We start from the raw sequence: 18,516 nt of genomic DNA, 5'->3' as shown, positions 1-18,516 counted from the left end.
CCTCGTACCCTCGCGAACATTTCCTGTAGGCCCAGCAAATACATACATAGGATTCAGACAAATGCATTGCCGGGAGGGAATATGAAAGAGCGGTTTGAAGGCGGCAACAGTTCGGCGCTTATCGCTAGTCTGAAGCGGCAGTTTGACAGTGGTGACGCAGCGGTCGCTGAGGCAATCGCGACGGCTGGCGAGCTCGTAGAATACAAGGCCGCGGATACGCTCATTGCCGAAGGCGGTGAGGACAACGACGTGTTCTTTCTTGTCGCCGGCGGCGTCTCTGTAGTGGTCAAAGGTCAAGAGGTGCGAACTCTAAAGGCCGGTGCGCACGTCGGCGAGATGGCCGCGATAGAGCCTTCCCAGCGGCGGTCCGCCTCAGTGTTCGCTGAAGATACGGTCGTAGCGATAAAGATGTCGGGGGCAGAATTCTCGGCTTTGGCTGACAAGTTTCCGGGTTTGATCTGGAAATCCGTAGCCCAAGAGTTGTCGCGGCGGCTATTCGATCGCAATCGACTCATGACGACCCCCAACGAGAAGCCGAGGATGTTTATAATGTCGTCTGTGGAGGGGCTCGACGTTGCGAATGAAATCCAGACCGGTCTCCAGCATGACGTACTTGCAACCGTGTGGCCGAACGGCGTCTTCTGGGCGGGCGGCTATCCGCTTGAATCTCTGGAACTAGCCGTGGCCGAAAGCGATTTCGGTGTAGCGGTCGCACTATTCGAGGACATCGTCGAAACCAGCCGAGGCGCTCGCAATTCTGCCATCCGAGACAACGTGCTCTTTGAGCTTGGCATGTTCATGGGACGCCTTGGTCGGCGTCGCAGTATCCTAGTATATCCGCGCCAAACGGGGATAAACCTTCCGTCGGACCTCCATGGTCTGACGCCAGCGTCTTTCGCAACGGGCGATCCCAGCACGCTGGCGTCACGCCTTGGACCGGTTTGCACGCAAATCCGAAAAATCGTGCGGCAACTCGGCGTTAAGACACCAAATTCCTGAGCCAATCCAGACTGGCTTCCATGAGGCTCCTCTTCCTTGCTGCGGTGCCAACATCACCGACGACGGTCACCGACTCAGGAGGAAGTAATTGGGAAAATGCGGTCGCCGATAGGGCGAGCCTCGTGGAGCCGGTACGACGGACAATCAACAGGACAGCGAAATTCACGCCTACTTTCGGGTCGCTTACAATCGATCGCATCGTCCTGACATCGTCGGCACTTGGGATCGGGTCGAAGCTCGGATGCGAGTGCCATTCACCCAGATAATTGTACCGCTCAAAATCTCTGCCTGTTCGCTCGAAAAATTCTCGCAGGAATTCCGCGTGCAATACAGGATCGCGTTCGAAATGTGTGGGAGTGCCATGGCTCGTCTGGATTGAAATATCGACAATCCGAAACGTTTCGTCCGTCACGTGCTCGCCGACGATAAGACCACCGATCTCCTGGCGTCTAGCTTTCGCCAGCGCGATATTGAGCCGCGACGCTATATCATCCGGCAGGAGGAGTTTGACCAAATGATCTCCCAAGTATTTGGATAATACGTGCCCGTTCGGCAGCTACGTCGGCTTCGTCGAGAATGTTCTGCTCCGCAATAACCTGAGAGGCCAGTCCGACGTCAACAGGTTCCGTATGGAACGGCTCACTGTACAGCCATCCTTCCGCAAGCCCGATGAAATATACTGAGTGTGGAAAAATGGATGGCGAGCGAGGGATCAACAGGTCGATCGCGAATCGCGAGGCGTGAGCTGCGATAACAGACACATCTGCATCATCTGCGACCCAAGGAATGCCTACATTTCGATCCTCATATGACCTTTCGGGGCGCTCAACCACGAGTCCCTTCTCGGCGCACCAATTTTCGATCACTCGCCGCATCAGTGCTGGGCCGGGCTCAATGCCTGGCCGATGACGAGCGATCAGGCCGCCGATACCCCCGCCGTGAATTTCCGCCCATATCATTGGCTTCGCACCACTTTCGGCGGCGGCGCACAGATAGTTGAACGCCTCTGCGCTAGATGTCGCGTCAACAATAAGGTCGCACTGCGAGATGACTTCGATGAGCCCTTCGAGACTACCGCTCGACTCCTGTCCGCCAAGCCGCTGTCGACGAATGTCAGTTTGGGCCATCGGATTCACTAACTGGACGCGACGTGCAACGCCGTCTGCTTTGTGTGTCACGATATCCCGCCAATCGAGATCATGCCGCACGAAGTTACCGGGCATAAGAACGTCATCATCGACTAGAAGAAAATTCCCAACGCCAGATCTGGCAAGGCTCGCTGCAACCTTGCTACCGAGTGATCCGCAGCCTACGATAGCCACCTTCCTTTCCAAGAGAGAGCGATGGTCCTCGCCCAGTCGATCCACGACTAGCTCGGGACCGACGATGGTCACCTTGGAAACGGAGTCTCCATACATCCGAAAGGCGTGAAGCGCTTTGCCCTGCATAAGCAGGACAACCCTTCTATTATCATCCAGCGGGAACCATTGGGCAGCCAAGTCAGCGCGAAAGTCTTTAACTGTCGCAATGGTTGGAAGGCTCGTTGCCGACGGCCATGGAATTAGAACCCCGTCGATGTTGAAGGATTCCGCTCGGAGGGGCTTTGGGATTGACGCGTCACGCCAGACTTCGGCACCATTCCGAGCAAAAAGTGAAGCGTAATATATGACGGCTTCGTCGTGTACTATGCAGTCGACCTTCCCTTCCAGGGGCACGTCTTGAGTGGCGGCAAATTCCAGCAAAGATGTCGTCGCTGCAAGCCGGCTCACCGTCCAACGAAGGTCCTGGCCGAGGGTCGTCTGATGCCGAGATGGAATTTCGGAGCTTGGTATTCGCTCCACCTCCATTTCAAGCAGACTATAGGCACTTCGAACCATATCTGCGCCTGTAAAATCCGAGTTCCAGTTGTCGGCGCCAATTTCAAGACATAACTCACCGCCAGCTCCCCACTGGTGGCTGGACCATCTAGACGTATCGCCTCGTTGCATCACGAGCGGCGGTGAATGAGGAAAATGGTTGGGATATCGAAGATAAATCGGAAATATGCGTTCTCCGATCAAGATGTCGGCGTCCCAAACCAAACGAAGATGTTCATCGATTCGCCAATCGAGCGGGCGTAACCATTGGACTTCCCCAACGAGCGCTTCGATGGCGAGCCGCTCGTGCCGCGATCGATCCGCGTTCTGAAAATACCAGATCAAGAAAAGCCGTCTTTCTTGGCTGGTCCGGTCGGGCGATTCTGAAAACTGTAGGGACTTGCGGGAGCCGACGCTGGTTTCAGTAAGCCGGCGGTTGCAAAGGCCGCCGCTGCTTTGGCGACCTTGTCGCCCTTGGACGACAACTCGGTAACGGCTACATCGTAGTCCAAATTGGCGCGCTTCCGCCTCGAACCAAAAATACCGCGAACTGCATCATTGCCTTTGTCATAAGCATTCTGCCCGATAGCGGTTTCATGTTCTCCGCAACGATGCTGCTCCCGTTCCGCCTGTATGACTCCCCGGCTTACAGAACACCGGACAAGCGCGCCTTTTACCCCGAGTCTCGTGACTGTCATCGGTCCGAATTCGAACCCAACAGCAAGCCCAAGGTCTGTCGCATCAGTGCCGTCATCTTGCAGTTTCTCGATTGCCAGGTCGAAACTGCTTCGCATCCCACCGGCGCAGAGCACCATATTGCTGATCGTCGTCTCGCTATCGGTAGTCTGAGCAGTGCCCTCGACTAGAAGGCCATGCACACAATCGCCGATGAAACGAACCTTCCGGCCTGAAAAGTCTTTGTGAAGAACGGCATCGAGCTCGCTGCGAATGACATGAAGAGCGCGCACGACGTGCTTTGCACCACTGTCGTCGCCAATGTTTGCGCTGACGTAGTTGGTGAAGTTGTCGATGTCGCCGTAAACTGTCGCGGCATCTTGCCGGCGCGAATTCCGGACCGACAGCGTTTCAATATCGAGAGTGCTGTACGGCGGCGTGTGACCGCTGAAGCTGAAAGAACCAATTGGGTTGTTGGTCAAGTCAGTCTTCCACTCAGAGACGATCTGATCTGCTGTCACGCTCAGATTGGCTGATTTTTGCGATGTTTCGATTTCCGACGCCGAAAGCGGATTGACGTCTGGATTGTCGACGTCCTTCAATCCAATCACTTTGCGCGCGAGGTTCGTCAGATAAATCCCGGTAGCTTTCCCTCCCCCAGCCCGCTTGGCTGCATGGTTGGCGGGTTCACCCAAAAAAAGTGGTTCGCGGTGGCCGCGACGGCCATTGCTGACGGCAACGGCCTTCCCACTGTCGATACCCACTCGAACCTTCGCCGCAGGGTGGTCGGCGTCCTCACCTGTTCGCTTCAGGACATCAATGATCAACTGACCAATTGCCACGGCGCGATGGATACGCCCGTCTTCAGTGTCGTACGGCTTGGTGACCACTGAATGTAAGCGCTGATTGTGAAAATCAACGAAAAGCGCGTCGACTTCCTGCAGAATTCGATGCACCGCGCGATAATGGAGGTTAAGAAAACGCAAGGTCCGTTTGTGGCAGGTTTCACCCTCCACGGTCGTTACGTTCAACATATCATCGAGATTGACGATATCGGCATACAAATGCACGCCATCCACGCGATAAGCTACCGTGCGCGGAAGGTTGTCGAGGTTTATGTCGCGAACGTATTTACGGATCTCAATGTCCTCGAGGCGGACTTCACTCAGCCTAGTTTGAATGCGTTTCGCAGCACGATCACGATTCCAAGTCCGAGCCATGATTTCCCTCAAAAAAATTCCGACGACTTAAGCAGTGTTAGTGTATGTTCACGATAAGTTCCATCTAAATTTGCTGGAATTTACCTAGGAACAGCGCGCTTGTGGCTTGTGCCGTGCAGTGGGAGGCGACCGTGTGGTGTTGTGGCAGTACAATCAGTTTATGACGACGAAACACTGCGGGACGTCGTTCAGCGGCAGCCTGTCGGATTTTCCGGGGGCGAAATTCCGATATTTTGCGGCCGCCTCCCCGACGAAGCTTCACGACGGCCTTCATCCTTGGCAGCGTTGAAGTACTGCTCGCCGGGTTCTTCGATGGTGTGATCGGCCGCGTCCGCGTCGACCGCAGCTCTTTGGCTTGGTAGGTGTCGTCGGCAAAACCCTCCAGCCAGGTGTCGGCTTCGGCGTCCGAACACGCAAACCGCGCAATCGCTCGGTCGTAATCGGGCTTTTTCCGTGCGCACCATTCTAGCTTGATACCGTAGGTCGCTGCCCGACACTCTACCTGATGCGTGCCGAACATACCACGAACATATCACGTGCGGCCATAACGAGACGAATCGGAAGGCAGTGAGCCCAGGATAAATTTTGGCGGCGCACCCGATCACCCGAAAGGCCGACCGCCCGGATGAAGCGGCAGCCCAGAGTTCAAGTCGACACTCTTGATGAGATCGGTTATCATGCTATATATGTAATCACCCTCACCAAACCAACGGAGTTGGATATCATGGCACTTTCTAATGACACCATCGAACTATCGGGATTTGGCGCACTCACCGGAACGCCTAAGCAGGTTGGCGACCAACTTGATCGGCTGACAGCGGAGCAGGTCATCGCACTAACGTTCGAGCATGGGAGCGAACCCGCAGTTCGGGCGCTAGCCGACACGGTCGTCAGCATTGCGCCGTTGGTTCGAACCATCCTGATGCGTCGCCAGCGTGAGGCAATCAACTCGATAATTGAGGCCCTGGTCCCTCAGGTTCCGCCCCCACAGCATATGCTTGTCGAGGCGCGGATGGCGGCCGAGGCAAGAAAGGCCGTGCTGGAAAGCGGCGATTGGCTAACCGCTCCCCAAATCGCTAAGATGGCTGGGTTCAGCACAAGCAACCCAAGTGCACAGCCAAACAAGTGGAAGAAAGAGGGTCAGATCTTTGCCGTTCGGCATCGGGGTATAGACTATTTCCCTGGCTACGCTCTGGATTCCGCCACCGGATATCGGCCGATGAAAACGCTCGCTAAAATTCTGAGCGTCTTACACGGGAAGAAGGATGACTGGGGGCTCGCCTATTGGTTTGCATCCGTTAATAGCTTCCTCGGAGGCAAGCGTCCGCAAGATGTGCTCGCTGCGCAACCCGAGCGCGTTCTTGCGGCGGCCGAGGATGAGTTGGTAGGCGCACTCCATGGCTAAATCAAAGATTGGACGGGGACCCCTGACAACACCAGTTCCCGTCCCATCGAACGATTTGCACGACAACATAACGCGAGCGATATGGCCAGCGGACCAAACTATCCATCGCATACATTTGAATCTCTATGCCGGCGCGGAATTCAATCCAGGCTTTAAAGGCAACGCCCGATTCAGCCCGATAAAGCGTGCAAATGGGGCAAGTGTCCCAACTCTCTATGGCGGTACGACCTTCGACTGTGCGGCCATGGAAACCGTCTTCCACGATGTGCCATTCACCGCAGGCCTGAAGACTTACGACAAGGTGAAACTAGCCGATCAAGTCTATTCGCAGGTGGTGCCACGGAGGGATTTGGTCCTAGCTGATTTGAGCGTCACCGCGTTGCGGAAACTCGGCATCAAGCGCAGCCAGATTATTGACACTGAGAAGGACCGATATCCTGCAACACGCCCCTGGGCTGAAGCCATTCACGCACAATGCCCAGATATCCAGGGACTTTGCTGGATTTCTCGGCAGGACGACCGGGCTCTCGCGGTGATGCTGTTTGGCGACCGAATTCCGGCAAACATGTTGGTGCAGTCCGGCGCGTCGCTCGATTTGACCGGCAACTCTGACATCTATTCCGAGTTGCTCGAACTCGCCGACCGGATCGGCGTAAAGATCGTAGGCGTCAGCTTCTGATGGCTGAAACGGGCGACCAGGGCAAATCGGGAAACAGCAACGAGGTACTTGTTGACCTCCCCAGCCGCGTCTTCCGGCAACCATCTGACCAGAGTGTGCCGCTATCAACGCGACTTGCCCACGAAATCCCAAAACCTAAGGATTGGCAGGCGCTGCAGCGCGGGTGTGTGATCTTGTTTCGCGATGAGCTGAACGACCCGAACACCGTTGAGTACGGCCGCGGCGGGCAGGATCAGCGCGGAATCGATGTAATCGGACGTCGCAATGGCGATCCCAACCACTATGTCGGCGTCCAATGCCGAAGGGTCACAAAGCCGCTCAAGCAGGCGAAAATCCTCTCCGATTGCCGGGCGGCGCTGCAACTCGAGGCAGCACTGAAGGAGATCATTTTTGCCACAACCGCGGAAGACGATACCCATGCGACCGATGCAGCGGTTGCCGTTGAGAAAGCCCTGCGGGAAGAGGGCCACGACCTGACGGTTTCACTCTATGGTTGGGGAGCGCTCCAGGTCCTGATCGCCCTCCATGAGCGGGCGTACGCCTTTTTCTTCCCGGCTTCGGTATCCACGTCTGCCCCACAGCAGCCATTACCGGGAGACCGCGCTCCAGGCGACTTGGCGGGACAGATTGCCTTGCAAGTCGGCGAACAGCTTCGGCAAATGGGATTTGTTTCCTTACCGACAGATAGCTCATCGAATAGCAGTCTCTCCAGCGAGGATCCGGCGTTGCATGCCCGCATCGATACATTTCGCGATCTATTGGGAGAGGATCAGCCGCTTATTGCGGAGAAGGCACTTCTTGGGCTGCTAGAGAAGGAGGTCCTGGACAAGAAGCCGTGGGCCCGCTTTCGGATTGAAACCAACCTGGGCGCGGCGGCTCTCGATCTGGGCCGGGAGCCGGACGCGGCACGGCGGTTCGAAACGGCGCATTCGATCCGCCCTGATGATCCGAATGCCAATGCCAATCTCGCCTTGGCCCGGACGATTCAGGGACGATATTCCGAGGCCATGGATCTTGCGCAAAAGGCTTTGGCCGGTACGCCGCGTGCCGATCATGCGATAGGTTATCTACTCCAAGCAGCGGCGCGATCAGATTTCGCCGGCGACCCACATTCGCTCATCCCGCCGGATCTCGTCGATAGCACTCATGCGGATCTCGGTCTGGCAGAATTTTACAGCCGTCGAAACGTCTCCGATTGGGCAGAGCGAAATCGTCAGCTTGCACGAAAGCATCCCGAGGTCGCGGAATTCAAGCGAATTGGGGCCGTTGCAACGCTCTCTATAGTCGTGACATCCGGCGCCACCGTTCCGGGAGCCCGTAGCCCGATCAGTCCCGATGAACTCAACACCGCGGCCAACGATATGAAGGCAGTTGCGGAACATATGCTGGAAATCGGCTTTGCCGATCGACATGATCTTGTTGCCTATCTGAACAACGCTGGCGTCCTCCTGCGGCTGGGGGATCGGCCCGCGGAATGCGAGACACTGCTTAAGCGCGCAGCCGCCGTCGTTCACGGCGAGCCTCAGCTGCGACGTCTTCTCGCGTTATCTCTGATTGGCCAGAGCAGACCGAAGGATGCCTTGGCGACGCTGGAAGGCGATCGTGATCCCGAGAACCAGTTTCTCGCCGCTGACCTAGTCGCACTCGATGACCCCTCGGGAGCATTGGGTCGGGTGTTGGCTATTGATCCGGACGAGCTGAGCCCTGCCTTGGCAAGCTCACGATGGCATCTCATCGGCGAACTCGCGCTTGTTCTCGATGACGAAAGAAGGGTGCGGGAGGCGGTGGAAGCCCTTCGACAGCTGGGCACGGATAAAGTCGAGGCTGAGTTGCTCCTTATCCGCTGTGACAAGAAAACCGGCGTTGGTAATGATGAGATCACGACTCGCCTGCGAAAAATTGTGGAGGGCTTGCCCGACACGGTTGATGTCGTCACGCGATATCAAGTCGCCGACCAGCTTCGCCACAACGACTTGCCGGAGGAAGCTGCCGCACTCTTGGACAGCGCTGTCGACCTGAACCGTCCCGGTCCCCTGACTACGATGTATCTGCAGTGCCTCGCCGCGGCCCGTCGGGATGAGGCTTTTCGGAATGCGCTCCAGCGTGCAGCACCAATCGTGCGCGACACACCCGACGTACTTTGGGCAACCGCAACTCACGCGTGGAACGTTGGCGACCTCTCTACGGCGCGTGCGTCCGTCGAAAGGATTTTGAGTCTCGATGCTTCGGATGCGGACGCGCGCCTTCTGAGAATTGAAATCCTGCTCCGTCAGAATCAATCGACGGAGATCGTCGCCGAACTCGATCACCCCCTGGAATTTCTTCGATACCGACGCCTTAAGGATCGCTTTCGAATTGCAAGCTTGCTTGGCCACTTTGGCTACCTCGATAGGGCGGCGGCTCTTGCGTATCGCCTCTTTCTCGAGAACCGCGATCGATCGCAGGCATGGATGACGCTTTCGGCGCTCGTCATCGAGGAAGGCCGTACCGACAACGAAGATCGATCGTGGAATGCTAGAGTCGTTGCATCTGACGTTGCGGTGGACCTCAGCTACGACGACGGCGAGCGGCTCTTTCTGGTGGTCGAGCCGGATCCCGATCTCCGTCGACTCGACAATGAATCCTGGGAGCCTGACCATCCGCTCGTCCGAGCACTCATAGGACTTTCAAGCGGTGATCGGTTCCTGGATCCATCTGGCAGGCCGGGCCAGATTATAGCGCTTCGCCACAAGTACGTCGCCCGACTTCACTACGTGATGGAGCATCATGAGGGCCGCTTTCCCGAAATATTTGGGTTTCGGAAGGTGTCAATCGATATTGAGCGACCCGACGGACTCAATGACCTGATCGCCGAGTTGAAGCAAAGATTTGACTGGGTCAAGCAGGAGCAGGAAACCTACACGAACGGACCGTGGCCACTTGCTATGCTCGCGCATCGCATCGGCGTCGACACGATCGAGGTCGCAGCTGGGCTGGCGTCCCAGGGAGTGCCGCTGAAAGTCGCGATCGGCAACGAGGCTGAACGAGATACCGCCGCAATCGCCGTCCGTGAGAACGCGATCCAGGGATGCACGCTGGATCTCTTGGCATTCTGGACAGGCTGGCGGTTGAGGGCTCTCGAGACTATCGAGGCAACGTGTGGTCGAATTCATCTGCCTCAGAGCGTATCTGACCGGTTGCTTGCCCGTCGTGAACAAATTCAATTTTCTCTCAAAGACGGCCTCAAGACGGCTCAATACGACAACGGACGGATCGCTGCGACGGAAGTCGCTCCGGAGATCGTCAAGACCTGGCTCGAAGATATCGACAAGGCGATAGCGTGGGTCGAAACCAATGCCCACGTTTGTCCGTTGCTTCTGACCGACGAACTGCCCAAGGAATTGATTGAATTCTTGCAGGGTGGGAAGAGCGACTTCTTCGACAGCGTAGCCTTGGCCATCCAGAACAAGCATCTATTGATCAGCGACGATCGGCCTATCAGGGAGTTTGCGCACATTATGGGATGGAGCCGTAGTGCATGGCTTCATCAAGTGTTCGGGGTCGCGGCCGAACACGGCCATATTGACTTCGACACGTTCATTCGCTGGTCAGCTGACTTGGTAGATAGCGGCCATACATACATTGGAGTTTCGGGCATTGCTCTGGCTCGCGCATTTCGACTCGACGCCGCCGAAGGCCAGGCACCGGGATATTTGTACCGGACTTTGTGCGAGGTCATAGGTGGGCGAGGCGCGGAGCCAAAATCCCACGTGCTGGCGGCGCTACAGTGTCTTCGTGACCTCTGGTCGGATGGTTCTACTTACCCATTCCGGCAGGCTGCGACCGGATTGTTGCTCGAGCACTTGATCAAAGGGCGATCGGACTACGTTGCGTTGCTGCGTACGATTCAACGGCATGTGCAAGATCTACCGTTTCTCGTCGACTATTTGGTGCGTTGGGTCCGCGGGCATTTTCTTCCCACCGATACCTTGCGACCCACACGGCCCTATTAGCTGCAACGAGAACATCCACCATATCGATTCCCTGAGGCGGACGACCGCGCCGCTGGGCTTGCTTGGCGCGCGGCACTGTCGCTGCAGGCAAGATGCGCGTGTGCCGCAAAGGTTGCCTAGCCAGGTCCAATCGTGCAGGTTGCTACGCTTGAAGGATTCAAGCCGGCAGATGGATCAGACCAGCGATACCCGGGAGTGGGGCGAAAGCGACGGCCTGCAGTTTTTCGGCCGTCATCTCGTGGCGATCTGCGTGACCTATCGTTTAGTAAGCGCTTCCAAACAGGAAGCGCTCTCTTTTGCGGCATACAATGGCACGCTGATCGACATCGCAGGCTCCACCTGCTTCGTCACCGCAGGACACGTTCTGGCCGATCTCAAGGATAAACTCGCCGATGACAGGATCGAAGTCATCGATGTCGTTCTGGCTGACACGTTCGCTCAAGGCCGTGTCACAGACAATCCAATTCCGTTCGATGTGAGAAACGAGCCATTCTACATCGTCGATGACGATGAACAGGGGCTCGATTTTGGTGCCATTCCTCTGCGTCCCTACTATACCAACCTTCTGGCGAAGAACGGAACAGTAGCACTCGATGAGGAGCGGTGGATTCACCAGCACCGAGTTTGCTTTGATGGCTACGCGATGCTGGGTCTGCCTCAGGAATTCACATCGCCCGCGATTGACGCTTCGGGAAACGGCGCAGTCTCGCCTACCATGTTTCGCGTGTTGCGACATGAGACGCTCCCGCCTGGCACGCGCCAGACCACCTACCCGCGATTTGTTGGAGAGATCGATGACGGCTTGCAGATCTCCAGTGTCGTTGGCATGAGCGGCGGGCCGATATTTGGGTTTCGCATCGAGGGCGAAAAGAGGGTTCGCTACTGGGTTGTCGCTCTGCAAAGCGCCTGGCTTCCTAGCCGCCGTATTATCTTTGGTTGTCCCCTCCCAACCCTTGCTCCCCTTTTGAGAGATCTGATGGCGGGTGTCCCCCCGTCCGACGTGGCCTAGCCGCGGCGTTAGTCACATCGGGGAAGCTGAGAGCTAAAGCGAACTCCCCGAAGGCGATTGGCGGCTTTGCAGCTCGCTTACGATCAGGTTGTGCAAGCAAAATCTATTCAGCACTGGATCGCGAAATTATCACCTTGGCCGCGGCATGGGACCTGATTGGCTCGACGGTGCACTAGGCTCACTTCGAAAAGGAGCACCCGGCATCGAGGATGCGATCCTCATGTCGGGACCAAGCAAGCTCTTCCGATCATGCTTGCTGACTGCGTCTCCCTTCTCTCACGATGGGGCGCTTGGGTTGGTCCAGCCAGCAGCGCAAGGCACCTTGGCAAAACCTATGACGCGATGCGACCCTAAGGCACTACGGCAACACTTCAGCCGTCTAGATACGTTTTGATTTCCTCATCGTCTGCCGTTCGAATTCCGGCAAGCAAATTGTTGCGAAAATAGTAATCTTCCTTCTTGTTCTTTTTCCAAGCGTCGGCGATCTCTTGCGCGGTGCAGTATGCTCCCTTCAGCATAATTTTCGGTTTGGTCGCTGTCAGCAGAACCACGTCCAGCGAGAGCGGCCAGTTGTTTCTGAAGTTCGGCCAAGGGATGTTGAGGCGGCCATTTTCAATCACAGGCCTATCCCCGGCGGCGGCGCGGTCGGCGGCGGAAAATGCGAAATCAGCGTAACGGCTTTGCTTTTCCGTAAAGGCAGCCCAATCTTCCAGCAGCTTCGTTCGATCCGCAGCGTCCTCGTGGTCGAGAAAGCCGGGCGACGTCAGGATCGCGACACATCCCCAGCCTGCGGAGATTACGTCGTTGCCATTTGGCTGCTCCGCTCTCCAGAGTTCTTTGGCCTCCTGCACCAAATCGTCGATGCCGTTGGCAGGATTGCGACAGCGGAAGATTTTGCCAATACCAAGTCGTGGACCAAGCTCAGGCGAGAAAACCATCGTATAGGTGTTGCCACGACTAGAGGACCGCCGGCCATACCGGATCGGGACACGAACGTATTGGATCGACCGCTTGTCTGCTTTTAGGCGTGTCTCCCGCCACTTCATGCGAACTTGATCCGGCTTTCCGACAAAATGCCCGCCGTAGCTTTTGCTCTCCCAATCGAGCGATCCGACGACAAGTATCCCGATACGTAGATTGAGCGGCATGGCTCTTCCCCCTGCGCAGCTATCCAACTCCTAACCGCTTTCGCCCGTCAACGATTTCTCACGCTTGGAGCGAGCACCATCCACCATCTGCGTGGATGCTAATAGCTAGCGGGCATTTAATCTTCGATCTCGCCGTTGGAGTTTTGCTGGATTGAAAATTCCGGCATGATGTCGCCCGCCAGCAGCTTCTCCTTCGACAACAGCCCCGCGTCTTCGAGGGCTTCGAAATCCGGCAGGTCGCGCAGCGTGTCGAGCCCGAACTCCAGCAGGAATTCTTTTGTCGTCACGTAGGTGTAGGGCGCGCCCGGCGTTGGGCTGCGCGGACCGGAAGCGATCAGGCCGGCACCGCGCAGATGACCAATAAAATCGCGACTGATCTCCTTGCCGAAGAACGACGACAGTTCGGCGCGGGTAATCGGCTGGAAGTAGCCGATGCACATCAGCACCAAAACCTCCGACTGCGTAAGGTCGGCCGTCTTCCCACTTCCACCTACAGCAGCGCGGATGGCGTCTGCATAGGCAGGCCGGGTCAAATGTTTCCAGCCGCCGGCGACCGAAACCAGATCGTAAGGGCGGCCGCGCAGCTCCTCGCGGATGTCGTCGATGAGAAGATCAATGCTGCAGCTTTTCCCGACGATGCGGGCGAGCATTTCGCGGTCGACTGGCTCGCTGGCCGCAAAGATCGTGGCCTCGACGCGGTTCATCCATTCGCGCCAGCGCGCTTCCGGCGGCAGGTGATCCAGCTCCCGGTCAAACAGCTGGTCAGCTGATCGACGGTCATCTAGCCGGCTCCCTCCTCGCCTACGTGCACTCTCCGCCATTGTCTTCACAGCCCGTAGATGCGGAAGGTGGCGCGGCCGGACAATTCACGCACGGCACCGAGCTCGACCAGCCGGTCAAACAGGCGGCGCAGGCCGCGATCGCTCATGCCGGCGATTTGTTCCGAGGCGACGATCGAGTCGTCAGAGAGCAGCTTTTCCACGACGACGTCCGCCGCCTTGGCCCTGAGTTTCGGCGCAACCGCAAGCAGCCGTTCCGCGCGGCGCTCGAGTTCGGCGAAAAGATCAATGGCGCGCAGCGCAGCGCGCGCCTGCGCGGCCAGCAGGCTTTTGGCCCAATCGGCTTCCGTTTCGGCGCCGGCAGCCAGAGCGGCAGTCACTGGTCGACGCGCCCGGCCCGTACCCACAACTAAGGTCACTTCGGCGCCCAACAAAGGGATTGCATGTGTCCAGCCTAGCCGCTGCGCGAGCAAGACATCGGCAAGCCAGGCTCCGAGAACGCGCCGGAAGCCGTAACGCTCCGCGACCGCGAAGACTCCGACCAGCGTTTCGACCGTGCCGGTGTTGGCGGCAAGCTGTCGCAGATCGTCCGTCAGGTCGCTGACCGCCTCATCGTTGAGCGTGAGACCTAGATCTTCCAGCACCGCCTCGACATTTTTCTCCGTCAGCAGATCGTGCGCTGGCCGAGATGCCAGCCGCCGCCAAGCAAGAAGGAAAAGGCCGGCGGGACCGACGTTGTCGCCCGGTCTTGTGAGCAATACGGCATCGCGCAAGGCCGCTTCGTCCTCGACGCGGCCGGCCTGCTTTGCCGTTGCCGCGGCCGCCGAAATTGCCAGCCGCTGCCGCCAGGCGCCGGCCCACCGCTCCTGCCGCCGAACCACCGCATCGAGTGCGCCGATGGCGGCGCCGGCAACGAGCGCCACGTCCTCAATATCTTTTCCTGCACCGCTTTGCGCATCGGGGATGGCCCGGCGCAACCAAGCCGGCACCGTTGCCATCGGTGCGATCGAAGGGGCGCCGCCGAGCACGCCATGGCGAGACAGAGAGGGTTTGGGTCGCAGAATCATCGCAAGCACGATGAATCACGGCGGCGCTTTTAGCAATCTATTTGCACATAACCGCCGCACTTGTCGCACATATCAAACGAATGATAATGTTGCATTATCGTTCGTTAGTGGGCTACAAGGACGAATGGCCGTTTTCGTCGAGCAGAAGCCCAAAATTCACGCCCAGCGACCCTCCGGACCATCCCACAGCGCGACGGTCTTTCCTGGAACGGCTAACGATAGCGCTGGTGCATCCCACTGACGCTTTTACGCCTGCGGGCGCAAACCTGGCGCTGCCCGGTAGAAGATCACCCGCACCGACGGAACAAGCTGGCTGAGGTAATCGAAATCGCCAACATTGCCGGTCAGGACCGTCGCCCCAAGCATACCGGCCTGGTGAAAGATCAGCGCATCGTTGAGGAAGCGGCGCTCATGCCCCTCCCCTTTCGGCAGATGGTTCAGCCGGAACAACAGGCCGGCCAGCATGCCGGCGCGTTCCCAAGCGTTGGCGTCGGGTGCATGCAGCCGGTGCGCCGGAATATCCTCAATCGTATCTGCAACGGCTCCCGGGACCGACTTTGTCGTCGGGTGCGCCGGATCGAGCCGGCCGAACACATGGCTGAGCTCGGCAAGGCAGACGGCCGAGTGGTGACAGAGCCGATAGGTCAGAAGGTTATCGACCGCTTCGGGCGTGCGTCCCTGCAGGACATCCAGATAGACGCTGGTGTCGAGGAGCAATACGCCGCCGACGGGCGACTGGTCACCTGCCCAGGACAGGGCGGAATCCGGTCGCCGTTCCAGCCCAGCGCTGCGCCGCTGAGGTTTTAGGGACCGCAGTGCGCCGCCTAGATCAAATGCCAAGATCGATGTCCGCGGAGATGCTGCCCTTGCGGCCGACGAGCCGGGCGCCGAAATCATCCTCGAGCGCCAGCCGCGACAAGGCGAGCTCAAGCAGTTCGGTGTCTGAGCTCACATGGGCGCGCTTCTCTGCCGCCTCGATCAATTCCGACGACACCCTGCCGGAAAGGCGGGTGTTCTTGGCCGCGCCAAGCAGGCCGACCGCCCTCGCCTGCTCAAGCACCAGACGGTTGCGGGTGTGGGCGATCCGCTCCTCGCTTGCGGCTGTCGCTGCGCCACGTATGGTCATCTTGGGATCTCCATCTGTTGAACGGAATAGGATGTTGAACATGAAAACAAGGAGAGACCACCCTTGAGAGGCCATCCCTGGATCGGACAGGCCCGTTGCGCTCCCGCTGATGCGATACCAAGACCGGAGCGGACACAATTCCCTCAGCTATTCCGTCACACAGCTCGCGGTGGACAATTCCGGACTTTGGCCGCACCTTCGCTCGCAAGAATCGCATTGCTGCGACATTAGAATGGACGAGGCTGGATGGGCAAAGCCCGTAATTTGATGGTGTCCACCGACGCAATCGACGCCGATGACCTGCCGGACATTGTCGACGTCGTCATGGAGATGGGGCGGTCGGATGAAGGCCCCTCCCCTCTCCCGTCGGTCCTTGACCCGCGACAGACATCGTTGCCTACGCATCTCGAAAAGCTCGCCGACCGTGCGCGCGATTATGTCGAGGCAGCAAGTTCGGCGAACACCCGTCGCGCCTACGCAGCCGACTGGAAGCATTTTTGCGCCTGGTGCCGGCGCCAGTCTTTTGATCCATCGCGGCCGGACCCGCAGACCGTCGGCCTCTATATCACCGCGCAGGCTTCGGGCACTGGAAGGGACAAAAAGGCGGTAGCGACGATCGAGCGCCGCCTGTCATCCCTGACCTGGAACTACACGCAGCGCGGCCAGCCGCTGGACCGCAAGGATCGGCACATCGCCACCGTGATGGCCGGCATCCGCAACAAGCACGCCGCCCCGCCCCGGCAGAAGGAGGCGATCCTTCCCGAGGATCTGACCGCTATGCTAGAAACACTCGACCGCGGAACCTTGCGCGGCCTGCGCGACCGCGCCATGCTGCTCTTGGGTTTCGCCGGCGGCCTGCGGCGCTCCGAGATCGTGGCTTTGGACGTCGGCCGCGACCAGACTGAGGACGGCCGCGGCTGGATCGATATCCTCGACAAGGGCATGCTGGTTTCGCTTCGCGGCAAGACCGGCTGGCGGGAGGTTGAAGTCGGGCGCGGGTCGTCCGATGCCACCTGCCCGGTTGTCGCGGTGCAGACCTGGCTCAAGCTCGCCCGTATCGCGCACGGTCCCCTCTTCAGGCGCGTCACCAAGCAGGGCAAGGCGGTCGGCGCCGATCGGCTCAACGATCAGGAGGTCGCGCGCCTGGTCAAGCGCACTGCGCTGGCGGCCGGCGTGCGCGGCGATCTGTCGGAAGGTGAACGAGCAAAGCTCTTTGCCGGACATTCGCTACGCGCTGGCCTCGCCTCCTCGGCCGAAGTCGATGAGCGCTATGTGCAAAAGCAGCTCGGCCATGCCTCGGCTGAAATGACTCGCCGCTATCAGCGCCGACGCGATCGCTTCCGTGTCAACCTCACAAAGGCGAGCGGACTATAGGCCGGGCTCGCCCCTCCCCTGCCCTTCGGATGCGGAAAAGTGCGTTATCTCCAGGACAGCTGGTCCTTCGGCAACCGGCCGCTTGGGTCGAATACGGCTACCTTGTGCGGCAGACCCGGACCCCAGTCCCAAAGGACCAGGTTACGATCCTCCTTCTCGGCGCTCGGCGCGAAACTTGGGACCACAATGCCGGCAATATTCCGAGGCCGCAGCCTGTCGTAGACGGACCAGGACGCCGGGCGCTCTCCGTCGCTAAGCGCCGTCGCCCAGGCGCAGGCCATGTCCTCGAGCGCGATAGAAAATTCTCCCCTCGCCTCGTCCGTTGTCAAATCCACGATGTCATCGCAGTCGATCTCATAGGAACACAGCACGCAAGGATCGATCCGGTGCGCGAACCCCTGGTTGGCTTCCTTGACCGCTGTCATGATGGTCAGCGCCAAATAGAGCGCCGGCACGCCTTTGGGATTTAATCGCGCACCTCTGATCGCCGCCCCTTCGCCGGAAGTCGGCTTGAATGCCCAACGTGGATCGTGTGCCCGGTAGCAGGTTCCAACGAACCTCAAGCGAAACCACCGACGGCCATATGATCGAGATAATCACGGACCGCTGCGGCCTTGCCATCCTTCACCAGCGCCTCAGCGGTGCGTCCGCCAAATGCTGGAAGCGGCTGAGCCCGATACCAAGCCATCGCCTGCTCCTTGCCACCCGCCCAATCCGTCACGCGACTGATGATCTCGAGCATTTCCCGCAGACGCCCCTGTGTCTTTACCGCAGCGCTGCGCTCTGAGCGATAAAGGGTCTCGCGCGCAAGACCGGCGGTCTGGGCCAACTGGCCCTTGGACATGCCAAAACCGTCCGCGACCTGCTCGATCGCAATCTTCCCGTTCCGGTCCATATAGGACAAGATGAGAGGTCCATTCTGCTCGAGGATCTTGAATGCAGGGGCCACAGAATTCGTCCTACCATATTGAGAGGCATATTTCTTGTGCAAAAGATATGGCAGTTCTCGGCAGCTTTCAAGCCCGGGCTGCTGCCACCGCCCGAGTACGGACGCCGATCGAGCCGACCGTGCGCGCGAGCATGTCGAGGTAGCGAGTTCGGCAAACACCCGTCGCGCCTCTGCCGCCGGCTGGAGCATTTTTGAGCCCGGTGGCTTCAGGACTGTAACGCCCCTCCCCTGCCCTGAT

General features: G+C 58.5%; 16 protein-coding genes. 6 read left to right on the top strand and 10 right to left on the bottom strand.

Annotated features, from left to right (window positions below; all coding sequences use genetic code 11):
• Positions 1-81: 81 nt before the first annotated feature.
• Positions 82-999 carry a TIR domain-containing protein gene (locus FJ490_RS24815; protein WP_140523116.1) on the top strand — a complete coding sequence of 306 codons (918 nt, stop codon included), beginning with the start codon at positions 82-84 and terminating at the stop codon, positions 997-999.
• Here FJ490_RS24815 and FJ490_RS24810 read toward each other — a convergent pair.
• Genes FJ490_RS24810 through FJ490_RS24800 form a run of 3 tightly spaced genes read right to left on the bottom strand, consistent with a single transcriptional unit; the run spans position 980 to position 4,750 of the window.
• Positions 980-1,513 carry a Mov34/MPN/PAD-1 family protein gene (locus FJ490_RS24810; RefSeq protein ID WP_181165402.1) on the bottom strand — a complete coding sequence of 178 codons (534 nt, stop codon included), beginning with the start codon at positions 1,511-1,513 and terminating at the stop codon, positions 980-982. The genes FJ490_RS24815 and FJ490_RS24810 overlap by 20 nt on opposite strands.
• Complete coding sequence (locus FJ490_RS24805; protein ID WP_140523110.1) at positions 1,488-3,200, bottom strand: ThiF family adenylyltransferase; 1,713 nt, start codon at positions 3,198-3,200, stop codon at positions 1,488-1,490. The genes FJ490_RS24810 and FJ490_RS24805 overlap by 26 nt, the downstream gene beginning before the upstream one ends.
• Entirely contained in the window at positions 3,197-4,750 is a 1,554-nt protein-coding gene (locus tag FJ490_RS24800; protein ID WP_224656322.1) for an adenylate/guanylate cyclase domain-containing protein, read from the bottom strand. The genes FJ490_RS24805 and FJ490_RS24800 overlap by 4 nt, the downstream gene beginning before the upstream one ends.
• A gap of 625 nt (positions 4,751-5,375) precedes the next feature.
• Here FJ490_RS24800 and FJ490_RS24795 point away from each other — a divergent pair.
• From FJ490_RS24795 to FJ490_RS24780, 4 genes are all read left to right on the top strand, one after another.
• Positions 5,376-6,155: a hypothetical protein gene (locus FJ490_RS24795; RefSeq protein ID WP_224656323.1), complete on the top strand. Its 780-nt coding sequence runs from the start codon at positions 5,376-5,378 to the stop codon at positions 6,153-6,155.
• A complete protein-coding gene (locus tag FJ490_RS24790) occupies positions 6,148-6,834 on the top strand; it encodes an RES family NAD+ phosphorylase (RefSeq protein WP_140523108.1) in 687 nt (228 codons plus the stop codon). Before FJ490_RS24795 ends, FJ490_RS24790 begins: the two co-directional genes overlap by 8 nt.
• Positions 6,834-10,826 carry a tetratricopeptide repeat protein gene (locus FJ490_RS24785; RefSeq protein ID WP_140523105.1) on the top strand — a complete coding sequence of 1,331 codons (3,993 nt, stop codon included), beginning with the start codon at positions 6,834-6,836 and terminating at the stop codon, positions 10,824-10,826. The genes FJ490_RS24790 and FJ490_RS24785 overlap by 1 nt, the downstream gene beginning before the upstream one ends.
• 169 nt (positions 10,827-10,995) lie before the next feature.
• Positions 10,996-11,835 (top strand): hypothetical protein, encoded by an 840-nt coding sequence (locus FJ490_RS24780; protein ID WP_140523103.1) that lies wholly within the window; start codon positions 10,996-10,998, stop codon positions 11,833-11,835.
• A gap of 371 nt (positions 11,836-12,206) precedes the next feature.
• Here FJ490_RS24780 and FJ490_RS24775 read toward each other — a convergent pair whose 3' ends face one another.
• From FJ490_RS24775 to FJ490_RS24755, 5 genes are all read right to left on the bottom strand, one after another.
• Positions 12,207-12,983 carry a hypothetical protein gene (locus FJ490_RS24775; RefSeq protein WP_140523100.1) on the bottom strand — a complete coding sequence of 259 codons (777 nt, stop codon included), beginning with the start codon at positions 12,981-12,983 and terminating at the stop codon, positions 12,207-12,209.
• A gap of 116 nt (positions 12,984-13,099) precedes the next feature.
• On the bottom strand, positions 13,100-13,804 hold the full coding sequence (locus FJ490_RS24770; RefSeq protein ID WP_181165401.1) for an SMC-Scp complex subunit ScpB: 705 nt from the start codon (positions 13,802-13,804) through the stop codon (positions 13,100-13,102).
• Between the two features lie 5 nt (positions 13,805-13,809).
• Positions 13,810-14,829 (bottom strand): DUF1403 family protein, encoded by a 1,020-nt coding sequence (locus FJ490_RS24765; RefSeq protein WP_140523097.1) that lies wholly within the window; start codon positions 14,827-14,829, stop codon positions 13,810-13,812.
• Between the two features lie 246 nt (positions 14,830-15,075).
• Positions 15,076-15,669 carry a type II toxin-antitoxin system VapC family toxin gene (locus FJ490_RS24760; RefSeq protein WP_140523095.1) on the bottom strand — a complete coding sequence of 198 codons (594 nt, stop codon included), beginning with the start codon at positions 15,667-15,669 and terminating at the stop codon, positions 15,076-15,078.
• The gene (locus FJ490_RS24755) at positions 15,659-15,955 is read right to left on the bottom strand and encodes a hypothetical protein (RefSeq protein ID WP_140523092.1); all 297 of its coding nucleotides are present in this window, start codon (positions 15,953-15,955) and stop codon (positions 15,659-15,661) included. The genes FJ490_RS24760 and FJ490_RS24755 overlap by 11 nt, the downstream gene beginning before the upstream one ends.
• A 246-nt stretch (positions 15,956-16,201) precedes the next feature.
• On the opposite strand from FJ490_RS24755, the gene FJ490_RS24750 reads away from it, so the two are divergent.
• Positions 16,202-17,329, top strand: coding sequence for a site-specific integrase (locus FJ490_RS24750; protein WP_140523089.1), 1,128 nt, complete (start codon positions 16,202-16,204; stop codon positions 17,327-17,329).
• A 44-nt stretch (positions 17,330-17,373) separates the two neighbouring features.
• On the opposite strand, the gene FJ490_RS24745 is transcribed toward FJ490_RS24750, so the two are convergent.
• Positions 17,374-17,892 (bottom strand): RES family NAD+ phosphorylase, encoded by a 519-nt coding sequence (locus FJ490_RS24745; protein ID WP_140729066.1) that lies wholly within the window; start codon positions 17,890-17,892, stop codon positions 17,374-17,376.
• A complete protein-coding gene (locus FJ490_RS24740; RefSeq protein ID WP_181165405.1) occupies positions 17,889-18,224 on the bottom strand; it encodes an MbcA/ParS/Xre antitoxin family protein in 336 nt (111 codons plus the stop codon). Before FJ490_RS24740 ends, FJ490_RS24745 begins: the two co-directional genes overlap by 4 nt.
• Positions 18,225-18,516: the final 292 nt, after the last annotated feature.

The organism is Mesorhizobium sp. B2-5-11 (assembly GCF_006440835.1).
In the GTDB taxonomy this organism is placed as follows: Bacteria; Pseudomonadota; Alphaproteobacteria; order Rhizobiales; family Rhizobiaceae; genus Mesorhizobium.
The sequence above is the reverse complement of the archived record's forward strand: the minus strand, read 5'-3'. Positions and strand labels throughout refer to the sequence as shown.

Bases quoted from the DNA above. Each gene is read 5' to 3' on its own strand.
- FJ490_RS24815 (WP_140523116.1), top strand. From the start codon at position 82: ATGAAAGAGCGGTTTGAAGGCGGCAACAGTTCGGCGCTTATCGCTAGT.
- FJ490_RS24800 (WP_224656322.1), bottom strand. From the start codon at position 4,750: ATGGCTCGGACTTGGAATCGTGATCGTGCTGCGAAACGCATTCAAACT.
- FJ490_RS24795 (WP_224656323.1), top strand. From the start codon at position 5,376: ATGAAGCGGCAGCCCAGAGTTCAAGTCGACACTCTTGATGAGATCGGT.
- FJ490_RS24790 (WP_140523108.1), top strand. From the start codon at position 6,148: ATGGCTAAATCAAAGATTGGACGGGGACCCCTGACAACACCAGTTCCC.
- FJ490_RS24785 (WP_140523105.1), top strand. From the start codon at position 6,834: ATGGCTGAAACGGGCGACCAGGGCAAATCGGGAAACAGCAACGAGGTA.
- FJ490_RS24780 (WP_140523103.1), top strand. From the start codon at position 10,996: ATGGATCAGACCAGCGATACCCGGGAGTGGGGCGAAAGCGACGGCCTG.
- FJ490_RS24775 (WP_140523100.1), bottom strand. From the start codon at position 12,983: ATGCCGCTCAATCTACGTATCGGGATACTTGTCGTCGGATCGCTCGAT.
- FJ490_RS24770 (WP_181165401.1), bottom strand. From the start codon at position 13,804: ATGGCGGAGAGTGCACGTAGGCGAGGAGGGAGCCGGCTAGATGACCGT.
- FJ490_RS24765 (WP_140523097.1), bottom strand. From the start codon at position 14,829: ATGATTCTGCGACCCAAACCCTCTCTGTCTCGCCATGGCGTGCTCGGC.
- FJ490_RS24755 (WP_140523092.1), bottom strand. From the start codon at position 15,955: ATGACCATACGTGGCGCAGCGACAGCCGCAAGCGAGGAGCGGATCGCC.
- FJ490_RS24750 (WP_140523089.1), top strand. From the start codon at position 16,202: ATGGGCAAAGCCCGTAATTTGATGGTGTCCACCGACGCAATCGACGCC.
- FJ490_RS24740 (WP_181165405.1), bottom strand. From the start codon at position 18,224: ATGGACCGGAACGGGAAGATTGCGATCGAGCAGGTCGCGGACGGTTTT.